The sequence below is a fragment of the Pseudomonas lactucae genome (assembly GCF_016937615.1).
Taxonomy (GTDB): Bacteria; Pseudomonadota; Gammaproteobacteria; order Pseudomonadales; family Pseudomonadaceae; genus Aquipseudomonas; species Aquipseudomonas lactucae.
This window is the reverse complement of record NZ_JAFHKI010000204.1, coordinates 1-11,205: the sequence shown is the minus strand read 5'-3', so window position 1 is coordinate 11,205 and position 11,205 is coordinate 1. Positions and strand designations below refer to the sequence as shown.

Annotated in this window: 9 protein-coding genes and 1 pseudogene; 6 read left to right on the top strand and 4 right to left on the bottom strand. The window is 62.5% G+C overall.

Annotated elements, in window-relative coordinates; genetic code table 11:
- Nucleotides 1-22: 22 nt before the first annotated feature.
- The gene (locus JWR98_RS27910; RefSeq protein WP_078734986.1) at nt 23-439 is read right to left on the bottom strand and encodes a DUF3010 family protein; all 417 of its coding nucleotides are present in this window, start codon (nt 437-439) and stop codon (nt 23-25) included.
- Between the two features lie 41 nt (nt 440-480).
- On the bottom strand, nt 481-882 hold the full coding sequence (locus tag JWR98_RS27905) for a lysozyme inhibitor LprI family protein (protein ID WP_078734985.1): 402 nt from the start codon (nt 880-882) through the stop codon (nt 481-483).
- Between the two features lie 220 nt (nt 883-1,102).
- Between JWR98_RS27905 and JWR98_RS27900 the strand changes: the two genes are divergently transcribed.
- The 6 genes and pseudogenes from JWR98_RS27900 (at nt 1,103) to etfB (ending at nt 8,842) form a co-directional block, all read left to right on the top strand.
- Nucleotides 1,103-2,080 carry a dipeptidase gene (locus JWR98_RS27900; RefSeq protein WP_176996679.1) on the top strand — a complete coding sequence of 326 codons (978 nt, stop codon included), beginning with the start codon at nt 1,103-1,105 and terminating at the stop codon, nt 2,078-2,080.
- Nucleotides 2,081-2,158: 78 nt separating this feature from the next.
- The gene (locus JWR98_RS27895) at nt 2,159-2,689 is read left to right on the top strand and encodes a DUF5943 domain-containing protein (protein WP_003176572.1); all 531 of its coding nucleotides are present in this window, start codon (nt 2,159-2,161) and stop codon (nt 2,687-2,689) included.
- 15 nt (nt 2,690-2,704) lie between these two features.
- A complete protein-coding gene (gene dgcA, locus JWR98_RS27890) occupies nt 2,705-4,765 on the top strand; it encodes a dimethylglycine demethylation protein DgcA (RefSeq protein WP_205491770.1) in 2,061 nt (686 codons plus the stop codon).
- Nucleotides 4,766-4,901: 136 nt separating this feature from the next.
- Nucleotides 4,902-6,841, top strand: a pseudogene (dgcB, locus tag JWR98_RS27885) (dimethylglycine demethylation protein DgcB).
- Entirely contained in the window at nt 6,841-8,061 is a 1,221-nt protein-coding gene (etfA, locus tag JWR98_RS27880) for an electron transfer flavoprotein subunit alpha (RefSeq protein ID WP_205491768.1), read from the top strand. Before dgcB ends, etfA begins: the two are co-directional and overlap by 1 nt.
- A gap of 10 nt (nt 8,062-8,071) precedes the next feature.
- A complete protein-coding gene (etfB, locus tag JWR98_RS27875; protein ID WP_078734980.1) occupies nt 8,072-8,842 on the top strand; it encodes an electron transfer flavoprotein subunit beta in 771 nt (256 codons plus the stop codon).
- Between the two features lie 52 nt (nt 8,843-8,894).
- On the opposite strand, the gene JWR98_RS27870 is transcribed toward etfB, so the two are convergent.
- Complete coding sequence (locus JWR98_RS27870; protein ID WP_078734979.1) at nt 8,895-10,820, bottom strand: secretin N-terminal domain-containing protein; 1,926 nt, start codon at nt 10,818-10,820, stop codon at nt 8,895-8,897.
- A gap of 18 nt (nt 10,821-10,838) precedes the next feature.
- The coding region (locus JWR98_RS27865) for a hypothetical protein (RefSeq protein WP_205491767.1) at nt 10,839-11,205 on the bottom strand (367 nt) is incomplete at its 5' end.

Sequence of the window (11,205 nt, the reverse complement as noted above, 5' to 3'; positions counted from 1 at the left end):
CCACATAGGACTGTGCTGTGGCTTATTTTTTTAGCAGAGCCGAACACGCCGCCTTGTAGGCTTCATGCTGATACTTGTTCAGCGTCGCCGGCAGTTCAAAGCTGTGCTTCTTGTTCTGCGCATTGATGGTCTGCGGCGACAGCAAGGTCACCTCAACCCCGTCCAGCAGCTGAAATACCCCTTCAATCTTGAAGGTGGTCGGGCCGCCGGCGAACTCGCCTTTCTTACTGCGCTTCTTGATCGCGATGCGGGTGATGGCGTTGGCCTGCACAAACGCCTTCACCTGAGCGGCGAAGGCTTTGACGTTGGCCGCCTCATCGTCGTCTTCCAGGGCGATTTTCTTGGTGGCCAGGGCCACATGGGTCAGCGCCTGGTTGCCCAGCGATGCGACCGCGATGATGGCTTCACTGCCTTTGATTTCGATGCCGCAGATGCTCATGAATGGCCTTGGTTTAGATTAAAAGTGGCGGGGATTGTCGCTTATTCCTGGCCAATCGACTCCAAAAACTCCGACCGCTCATCGCTCATCCGTGCCAGGCAATCATTCTGTGCAATCGCATACGCCTTGGTGCCGGTCACCGCCGGGAAGGTGTCCACCGCGCAATCGGCGTCACGCAGCTTTTCCCATTTTTGTTGGGCGTCCTTCAGACGAGCGGTAATGTCCGCCAGCTTGGTCTTGTCGTGGCCGTAGGTCGATCCCATGCGTTCCAGCAGGGCCTGGTAGTTGTCTTTCAACAATTGTTCAGCGGTGGTTCTGTTATAGGAGGCGCATTCCAGGGTTTGTTTGTCGTTTTCGATGCCGTCGCACGGTGTGCTGTCGGTGTCTTCGGCGGCGTGGACGCCGGTTGCGATGAGTGCCAAAGCCAGGAAAATCGATTTCATTGCGCCGTCTCATATCAGTTGATGCGGGAATTCTGGCTCAAGCGTAAGACAAATAACAGCCGCCAGTCAGACACCTCTTAACACCCTTTGTCGCGGATTGACGCTTTCGGCAATTCCCCTGTCGTTTTTGCACCCGGCTCTGTCGGCCCCTGGGCATATGCTGGCCCCAAAGCGCCGGCAGACGATTCGGCGCATGAATCGCCAAAAAGGGGACAGCCTGATGAGCCCAGCCGAACTTCACGCCGACAGCATCGTTATCGACGGGCTGATTATCGCCAAGTGGAACCGCGACCTGTTCGAGGACATGCGCAAAGGTGGCCTCACCGCCGCCAACTGCACCGTGTCGGTGTGGGAAGGCTTCCAGGCCACGATCAACAACATCGTGGCCAGCCAGACCTTGATCCGTGAGAACAGCGACCTGGTGATCCCGGTGAAAACCACCGCCGACATCCGTCGCGCCAAGGAGCTGGGCAAGACCGGCATCATCTTCGGTTTCCAGAATGCCCACGCGTTTGAAGACCAACTCGGCTATGTCGAGATCTTCAAGCAGCTCGGCGTGGGTGTGGTGCAGATGTGCTACAACACCCAGAACCTGGTCGGTACCGGTTGCTACGAGCGCGATGGCGGCCTGTCGGGCTTCGGACGTGAGGTCGTCGGCGAGATGAACCGCGTCGGCATCATGTGCGACCTGTCCCACGTCGGCTCCAAGACCAGCGAAGAAGTCATCCTCGAATCGAAAAAGCCGGTGTGCTACTCCCACTGCCTGCCGTCGGGCCTTAAAGAGCACCCGCGCAACAAGTCCGATGAAGAACTGAAGTTCATCGCCGACCACGGCGGGTTTGTCGGCGTGACCATGTTTGCGCCGTTCCTGGCCAAGGGCATCGATTCGACCATCGACGACTACGCCGAAGCCATCGAATACACCATGAACATCGTCGGCGAAGACGCCATTGGCATCGGCACCGACTTCACCCAGGGCCATGGCCAGGATTTCTTCGAAATGCTGACCCATGACAAGGGCTACGCCCGCCGCCTGACCAGCTTCGGCAAGATCATCAACCCGCTGGGCATCCGCACCGTGGGCGAGTTCCCCAACCTCACCGAGACCCTGCTCAAACGCGGCCATTCCGAGCGTGTGGTACGCAAAATCATGGGCGAGAACTGGGTCAATGTATTGAAAGACGTCTGGGGCGAATAAGCCACCGCTCGCTTAGTCCTTCACCCGCCGCCATTCGCGCGGCGGGCATTAAAACGAATTTTCTGGAGTTAAGTTTCCATGGCCAAGATCGCCCCGCAATTGCCAATCGAAGTCGACAGCGAAACCGGTGTCTGGACCTCCGACGCCCTGCCGATGCTGTACGTGCCGCGCCATTTCTTCGTCAACAACCACATGGGCATCGAAGAAGTGCTGGGCGCCGACGCCTACGCCGAGATCCTCTACAAGGCCGGCTACAAATCCGCCTGGCACTGGTGTGAAAAAGAAGCCGAGTGCCACGGCCTGGAAGGCGTCGCGGTGTTCGAACACTACATGAAGCGCCTGTCGCAACGCGGCTGGGGCCTGTTCAAGATCCAGGACATCGACCTCGACAAAGGCACTGCCAGCGTCAAGCTCGAACACTCGGCATTCGTCTACGTGTACGGCAAGGTCGGGCGCAAGGTGGACTACATGTTCACCGGCTGGTTTGCCGGTGCCATGGACCAGATCCTGCAAGCGCGTGGCAGCAACATCCGCACCGTCGCCGAACAAGTCTACGGAGGCTCCGAAGAGGGCTTTGATTCTGGTTTGTTCACCGTCAAGCCGCTGTAAGCCGAGGACCGTGCCATGGCTTTCGAAGCAATGTTCCAGCCGATCCAGATCGGCAAACTGACCATCCGCAACCGCGTGCTCAGTACCGCGCACGCCGAGGTGTATGCCACCGACGGCGGCATGACGACCGACCGCTACGTGAAGTATTACGAAGAGAAAGCCAAGGGCGGTATCGGCCTGGCGATCTGCGGCGGCTCCTCGGTGGTGGCCATCGACAGCCCCCAGGAATGGTGGAGTTCGGTGAACCTGTCCACCGACCGCATCATCCCGCACTTCCAGAACCTGGCCGACGCCATGCACAAGCATGGCGCCAAGATCATGATCCAGATTACCCACATGGGCCGTCGCTCGCGTTGGGACGGCTTCAACTGGCCGACCCTGATGTCGCCGTCCGGCGTGCGTGAGCCGGTGCACCGTGCCACTTGCAAGACCATCGAGCCGGAAGAAATCTGGCGCGTGATCGGCAACTATGCCAGCGCCGCCAAGCGCGCCAAGGCCGGTGGCCTGGACGGTGTGGAACTGTCCGCCGTGCACCAGCACATGATCGACCAGTTCTGGAGCCCACGGGTCAACAAGCGTACCGACGAATGGGGCGGCACCTTCGAAGGCCGCATGAAATTCGGCCTGGAAGTGCTCAAGGCCGTGCGCGCCGAAGTGGGTGACGATTTCTGCGTGGGCATGCGCCTGTGCGGCGACGAGTTCCACCCGGACGGCCTGTCCCACGAGGACATGAAGCAGATCGCCAAGTACTACGACGACACCGGCATGCTCGATTTCATCGGTGTGGTGGGCTCGGGTTGCGACACCCACAACACCCTGGCCAACGTGATTCCGAACATGAGCTACCCGCCGGAGCCGTTCCTGCACCTGGCGGCCGGCATCAAGGAAGTGGTCAAGGTCCCGGTGCTGCACGCGCAGAACATCAAGGACCCGAACCAGGCCACGCGGATTCTGGAAGGCGGCTATGTGGACATGGTCGGCATGACCCGTGCGCACATCGCCGACCCGCACCTGATCGCCAAGATCAAGATGGGCCAGATCGACCAGATCAAGCAGTGCGTCGGCGCCAACTATTGCATCGACCGTCAGTACCAGGGCCTGGATGTGCTGTGTATCCAGAACGCCGCCACCTCCCGTGAATACATGGGCGTGCCGCACATCATCGAGAAATCCACCGGGCCCAAGCGCAAAGTGGTGGTGGTTGGTGCCGGCCCGGCCGGGATGGAAGCGGCGCGCGTAGCGGCCGAACGTGGGCACGATGTGACCCTGCTGGAGAAGAAAGAATTTATCGGCGGGCAAATCACCACTGCCTCCAAGGCCCCGCAACGCGACCAGATCGCCGGTATCACCCGCTGGTTCCAACTGGAGCTGGCACGCTTGAAAGTCGACCTGCGCCTGGGCGTGGCGGCGAATGCCGAAACCATCCTGGACCTGCGTCCGGACGTGGTGGTACTGGCGGTGGGCGGGCATCCGTTTATCGAGCAGAACGAACACTGGGGCGCCGCCGAAGGTTTGGTCGTCAGCAGCTGGGATGTACTCGACGGCAAGGTGGCACCGGGCAAGAACGTGCTGGTGTACGACACCATTTGTGAGTTCACCGGCATGTCGGTGGCTGACTTTTTGGCGGACAAGGGCAGCCAGGTGGAGATCGTCACCGACGACATCAAGCCGGGCGTTGCGATTGGCGGTACGTCGTTCCCGACTTACTACCGCAGCATGTACCCCAAGGAAGTGATCATGACCGGCGACATGATGCTGGAAAAGGTCTACCGCGAGGGCGACAAGCTGGTGGCGGTGCTGGAGAACGAATACACCGGCGCCAAGGAAGAACGGGTGGTCGACCAGGTGGTGGTGGAGAACGGCGTGCGTCCGGACGAAGCCATCTACTACGGGCTCAAGGAAGGGTCGCGCAACAAGGGCCAGATCGACGTCGAAGCCCTGTTCGCGATCAAACCGCAGCCGTGCCTGAGCGAAGCGGGCGAGGGGTACTTGCTGTTCCGCATTGGTGACTGTGTGGCGCAACGTAATACCCATGCCGCCATCTATGACGCCCTGCGCCTGTGCAAGGATTTCTAAGCCGACTGGATTCAAATGTGGGAGGGGGCTTGCCCCCGATGGCGGAGTGTCAGTTGATACAGCTGTAGCTGACCCACCGCTATCGGGGGCAAGCCCCCTCCCACATTAGTTTTGTGTGGTCTGTGGGAGCTTCACCATGTTGAACACCTTGCTGCCTATTCTCCTGTTTGCCGCCCTGGGCCTCGCCGTCCTCGGCGCCCTGCGCCGCGTGAACATGTGGCGCCGTGGCCGAGCCTCCAAAGTCGACCTGCTGGGCGGCCTGCTGGCCATGCCCAAGCGCTACATGGTCGACCTGCACCACGTGGTCGCCCGCGACAAATACATCGCCAATACCCACGTCGCCACGGCGCTGGGTTTTGTGCTGTCGGCGTTGCTGGCGATCCTGGTGCACGGTTTCGGCTTGCAGAGCCGCATTCTTGGCTATGCGCTGCTGCTGGCGTCGACATTGATGTTTGTCGGCGCGATCTTCATGTACCTGCGCCGCCGCAACCCACCCGCGCGCCTGTCCAAGGGCCCTTGGATGCGCCTGCCGAAGAGCCTGATGGCGTTTTCGGTGAGCTTCTTCCTGGTGACCTTGCCGGTGGCCGGGATTCTGCCGGCGGACTTCGGCGGCTGGTTGCTGGCGGCACTGCTGGGCGTCGGTGTGCTGTGGGGCGTGTCCGAGATGTTCTTCGGCATGACCTGGGGCGGGCCGATGAAGCACGCCTTCGCCGGTGCCCTGCACCTGGCCTGGCACCGCCGTGCCGAACGCTTCGGTGGCGGGCGCTCCACCGGTTTGAAACCGCTGGACCTGAGCGACAAAACCGCGCCCCTGGGTGTGGAAAAACCCAAGGATTTCACCTGGAACCAACTGCTCGGCTTCGACGCCTGCGTGCAGTGCGGCAAGTGCGAAGCGGCGTGCCCGGCGTTCGCCGCCGGCCAGCCGCTGAACCCGAAAAAACTCATCCAGGACATGGTGGTCGGCCTGGCCGGTGGCACCGATGCCAAGTTCGCCGGTAGCCCGTATCCAGGCAAACCGATCGGCGAACACGGCGGCAACCCACACCAGCCGATCGTCAACGGCCTGGTGGACGCCGAGACCTTGTGGTCGTGCACCACCTGCCGCGCCTGCGTGGAAGAATGCCCGATGATGATCGAGCACGTGGACGCCATCGTCGACATGCGCCGCCACCTCACTCTGGAAAAAGGCGCCACGCCGAACAAGGGTGCCGAAGTCCTGGAAAACCTGATCGCCACCGACAACCCTGGCGGTTTCGCCCCCGGTGGTCGCCTGAACTGGGCGGCGGATCTGAACCTGCCATTGCTCAGCGACACAGGCAGTGCCGACGTGTTGTTCTGGGTAGGCGACGGCGCCTTCGACATGCGCAACCAGCGCACCCTGCGTGCTTTCGTCAAGGTACTGAAGGCGGCCAAGGTCGACTTCGCCGTACTCGGCCTGGAAGAACGCGACAGCGGCGACGTGGCCCGACGCCTGGGCGATGAAGCGACGTTCCAACTGCTGGCCTCGCGCAATATCCAGACCCTGGCCAAGTACAGTTTCAAGCGCATCGTCACCTGCGACCCGCACAGTTTCCATGTGCTGAAAAACGAGTACGGCGCCTTCAACGGCAACTACCGCGTGCAGCACCACAGCACCTTCATGGCCGAGCTGATCGGCGACGGCGCGCTGAACCTGGGCCAGCACAAAGGCAACAGCGTGACCTATCACGACCCATGCTACCTGGGCCGCTACAACGGTGAGTACGAGGCCCGCGCCAAGTGCTGCGTGCGTTGGGCATCGAGGTCAAGGAGATGCAACGTTCGGGCTTCCGTTCGCGCTGCTGCGGCGGTGGCGGCGGGGCGCCGATTACCGACATTCCCGGCAAGCAACGGATCCCGGACATGCGCATGGAAGACATCCGCGAAACCGGCGCCGAACTGGTGGCCGTGGGTTGCCCGCAATGCACCGCGATGCTCGAAGGTGTGGTCGAACCACGCCCGTTGATCAAGGACATTGCCGAACTGGTGGCCGACGCGTTGCTTGAAGACTCTGCGCCGGCGAAAGCGCCTAAACGTGAACCTGCGGAGGTGCACTGATGAGCGACATTATTCGCCGCGACCCACGGGCCGAATGGATTGCCCGTAACCGTCTGCACCCGCTGCACGCGGCGATGCAGCCTGTGCAACACAGCTGGATGGGGCCTCACGGCGTTATCCGCAAAAACGTGCATGGTGTCGGTTTTATCGGCCCCAACGGCATCAAGCGCATTGACCGCAGCGGCGCCCAGCAGGGCGGCGCGGCCAAACGCACCGCTGCGGTGGAGGTGCAATTGCCGCTGCATCAGGTGCCCGCGCCTGCGTTCTACATCAACGTAGTGCCGGACATGGTCGGCGGCCGCCTGAGCAGCCACGACCGCGACCTGCTGGGCCTGGCGCGGCAACTCGCCGGCAACGACGGCGCGGTGTTGGCGGTGGTGTTTGGCGAGCACAAGGAAAGCGCGTTTGCCACCGCCGGTGTCGACCGCCTGCTGGTGCTGGACGGCCACGAGTTCGATGGTTATTCACCGGAGCAACGCGTGCAGGGGCTGCGCGCTGTGGATAACCAGTTCAACCCGCGCCATTGGTTGCTGCCCGACAGCCGCAGCGGTGGCGGCGAGTTGGGCCGGCGTTTTGCCGCCAGCCTCAAGGAACGCCCGGCCACACGGGTGTGGCAGATCAAGGGCGAGGAGTGCATAGGCCGTGCCGGCGCAGGTCAGGAAGACCTGGTGCGAGCATTGCCGCGCTTGATCCTGGCTGCGGTGGAATGCGCCGATCCGGTCAGCGACACCCGCCACGAAGTATTGCCCGTGGAGTTATCCACAACCCTGGCGCGCAGCCTGCCGCGTATCGAGGACCTCGGTGCGGTGGCGGTCGACCCGGCGGCGATTCCGATGGCCGAAGCGGAATTCATTTTCTCCGGCGGCAACGGCGTGAAGGACTGGGGCCTGTTCCACCAGACCGCCGCCGCGCTCGGCGCCACCGAAGGCGCCTCGCGGGTCGCGGTGGACGATGGCTTCATGGCGCGTGATCGCCAGGTCGGCGCCAGCGGCACCTGGGTCACGGCGCGGGTGTATGTGGCCGTGGGGATTTCCGGGGCGATCCAGCACCTGCAAGGCATCGGTGCCTGCGACAAGGTGGTGGCGATCAACCTCGACCCCGGTTGCGACATGATCAAGCGTGCCGACTTGTCGGTGATCGGCGAAAGCGCCGCGATACTGCAAGCCTTGATCGATGCGGTCGAGGCCTACCGCAACGGCGCCAAGCGCGATGCGGCTTAAGGATATGGCCATGACGACGAATGTAATCAGCCTGGTTTCTATCGGTGCCCACCCCACGTCGGGTCGCCCACGGCGTGCGGAGCAAGATGCCCGCGCCGTCGAACTGGGCCTGCAAATGGCTGGGGATAAGTTGCAGGTGCTGCACGCCGGCAACATTGCCGAGCCGACCTTGCGCAGCTACCTGGGCATGGGGCTGCCACAACTGCATGTGCTCGAACAACCGGCCGGCGCCGACGCGTTGCCGGTGCTCAGCGACTATTTGCGCGACGCTGGCGCGCAGGTGGTGCTCACCGGCAGCCAGGCGGAAACCGGTGAAGGTTCGGGCATGCTGCCGTTCCTGCTGGCCGAGCAATTGGGTTGGCCGTTGATTGTCGGGCTGGCTCAGGTCGAGGCGATTGAAGGCGGTGTGGCCCATGTGCTGCAGGCCTTGCCGCGCGGTCAGCGGCGCCGGCTGAAGGTGCGTCTGCCGTTTTTGGCGACGGTGGATAACGCCGCGCCCAAGCCTCGGCAAAGCGCGTATGGCCCGGCGCAGCGCGGTGAGCTGGCGGCCCATGAAGTGGAAGTCGAAGAAGACGAGTTGTTCACCGGCGCGGTGCTGCAACCGGCCAAGCCTCGGCCCAAGCGCCTCAAGGTGATCAAGGCCAAGAGCGGCGCCGACCGCATGAAAGCCGCCACGGCCAAGGCCAGCGGTGGCGGGGGGCAGGTGCTCAAGGGGCTTAGCCCTGAAGCGGGTGCGCAAGCCATTCTCAAACTGCTCATAGAAGAAGGCGTCGTGCGCTAACCCAATGTGGGAGGGAGCAAGCCCCCTCCCACATTTTGATCTCCATCAGAAGTTAAGGTTGTGCAGGTCCGGGCGCAGGCTTGGGCACCAACTCCGGCAACGGTGGCGGCAGTGCCTGCCAGGTTGAGTCCGGCTGTTGCATCGGCGGTGGCAGTGCGGGCGTCGGGTCGCCTCCGATCGGTTTGAGGATCATTTTTTCGGTGGTGTCGCGCAAAATCATGCCCTCGGTCGAGCTGCGTGCCTCGGTGCCGCTGTGGAAGGTGCTGATCTGCGAAATCGGCAAGTCCAGGTTGCGTTCGATCCTCGGTGTGAGCAGCAGGATGATCTCGGTCTTCTGCTGCGTGCTCTGGTTGGTGCCGAACAGCTTCTTGCCGATCCAGGGGATCTGGCTCAACCACGGCAACCCCGAGCCTTCGTCGATGTCCGCGGTGCGGATCAACCCCGAGACTATCTGGGTTTCGTTGTTGCGTGCGGTGAGCAGCGTCTTGGTCGAACGTGAGCCCAGCTCGAAGGTGGCCGGCACGTTTTCCGAGCCGGGAATGCGCTTGGTGATATGGCTCATTTCCACATTCAATTCCAGGTTCACCTCATCGCTCAGGCTAATGTTGGGCTTGACCGTGATCTGTAACCCCACGTCCTGGTAGGACACCGACGAGGTGGTGATCTGGTTGGCGGTGGTGGTGGTCACCACCGGGATTTTGTCGCCGATGTTCACTGCCGCCTCTTCGCGGTTGCGCACGCGCACCCTGGGGTTGGCCAGGGTCACCGTGTTGCCGCTGCGCTGCAGCATGTTGATGCGCGCCGAGGTGCTGCCCGCATCCAGCAGGATGTTATCGCCATTGATGCCGCGCAATGCGCTGAGCGGGATGCCCGCCAGCCCGGCGGGCACGTTGGCCAGGTTGCCCACCGACAGGCCGACGCTCTCGGGGTACTGGATACCCAGGTTCAACTCGTCGTTCAGGCTGACCTCCAGCACCTGGATATCAATGGTCACTTCCGACTGGGCGATATCGATGGCCTCCACCAGTTTTTCCACCGCGCTCAGGGTGTCCAGCCCGTCGCGCACAATCACCGCGTTCAAGCGCTCGTCCACCAGCACCTCCCTGGGTTTGAGCACTTGCTTGATCTCGGCGCCGACGACCTTGGGGTCACTGTGGCTGAGGTAGAACGTGCGCACCGCCAGTTCGCGGTATTCACGCTCTTTGTCCGGGCGCCGTGGGTAAACCAGGATGGTATTGGCATTGAGGATTTTCTTGTCCAGCCCTTGGGTGGTCAGCAGCAGGTTCAGTGCGTCTTCGGCCGTGGTTCGGCTGGCCGTCATGCTCGCCGAGGCGCTGGGGTTGACGTCTTTGTCGATGACAAAGTTGACCCCCGACAGCCGTGCAATGGTTTCGAAAATCGTGGTCAGGCTTTGGGCGCTGAACTCCAGGCTCAGGGGTTTGCGCATGGCTTCGGAAAGGTCCGCGCTGAGATAGTCGGCGCTCACCAGTTCGCGGGTCAGGGCGTTGCGAAAGTCCAGCGCCTCTCGGTAGTTGGGCTTTTGCGCGATGATCCGGCGCACCAGGTTGAGCGCCTCGACCGGGTTGGCGCGTTTCATTTCGTAGGCTTGCGCCAGTTGCGGGCGCAGTTGTTTCATCGCCTGGATATTCTGGATCTCCTGCCGCGCGCCAAGGTTGCCGGGATCGTACTTGAGGATGGTTTCCAGGGCGCGGGTGGCCGCCGCATCGTCGCCGCGCAGCAATGCCGTGCTGGCTTCGCGGCTGTATTGGGCGACCAGTAATTCCAGCTTGCCGAATTGGGCTGTGCGTAACTGGATATTCTCGGGGTCTTGCTTGGCTTCGGTTTGCAGCACCTCGACCGAGCGTATGATATCGCCCTGCTGACGCAGTTCGTCGCTGTGCCGGATCGCCCGTTCGGTCTCGCATCCACCCAGGCCAAACAACGCCAGGCTCAGGGGTATCCATGCACGCAGGGTCATGATTGTGTCCTTCCCGAGTCAGTGAGTGTCCAGGCGCAAGGTGCTGACATGCTTGAGCGGCATGTAGGTCAGCACCACGCGGGTGTCGGTGAGTTCGTCCAGGCGGTAGTGGGCATCGAGCATCTTGCCGGGCACGATGCGCCCGGGCACCGAGCAACGGTTGCACAAGGTGTACTGGCTGCCGTTGCCGCGCAGCACGACGATTTTTGCCTGGTTCTCGTAGCGCCATTGCGCGCTGACGGTGAACGGCAGCGGCGGTGGTTTGGGCGGCGCGGTGTCCACCGGTACCGGCGGTGGCGCAGGCGTCCAGGTTTGCACGGGGAACAGGTCGGGCGGGGCGCTCGGCGCCGCGCTGGCGGGAGGGCGCGTTGGCGCGGGGAGGCGC